Genomic DNA, 598 nt, shown 5'->3' on the forward strand with positions numbered 1-598 from the left:
GGCCCGCCGTTGCGCGCCGCCATCTGCTCGGGCGACAGCCCCCGTCGCAGGCAGTCCCTGATGGCCTCCAGCCTGGCCGCCGCGGCGGGCTCGTCGGCGTCTATCCCGCGCCTGGACGAGGCGAGGACCGAGTCGGCGCACAGCTGCGCGGCCCGGGCCTCGTAGAAGACGTGGGGGCGGCGCTTGCAGCCGATCGCGCGGTACCGGCCGCAGCCGTTGCAGCAGCGCGGCCACGCGGCCAGGCGCGGGCAGGCCGCCGACAGGTCGGCGGAGGCGTCCACGCGCTCGCCGCGCCTGGCCTTCGGCGCCGTCACGAACCTGTGCGACGCCACCTCGGCGCTCACCGTCGAGGGCGACCTGCCCAGCTCCCTCGCGATCTCCCTGCACGACGCCCTGCGCTCCAGCATCCTCTGGACCGTGTCCCGCTCGTGCCTCGTGAGCCTCCCGTAGGCCCTCGGGACCGCCCTCGCGGAGCCCCTTTTCTTCTTTCCGGACATGCCGTCCTCCGATCTCCCGGGGCCGGCCGATCCGGCCCTCAGGGTATCGGGTTCCCACATTCATCCGCACATGTGCGGATGAATGTGGGAGGTGTTCGGAT

1 protein-coding gene is annotated in these 598 nt (G+C 73.2%); it reads right to left on the minus strand.

What is annotated here, in order from left to right:
* On the minus strand, positions 1-497 hold a 497-nt coding region (locus tag GPK39_RS09180), incomplete at its 3' end, for a helix-turn-helix domain-containing protein (RefSeq protein ID WP_215675181.1).
* Positions 498-598: the final 101 nt, after the last annotated feature.

Source organism: Collinsella aerofaciens, assembly GCF_018785245.1.
Lineage (GTDB): Bacteria > Actinomycetota > Coriobacteriia > Coriobacteriales > Coriobacteriaceae > Collinsella > Collinsella aerofaciens_AD.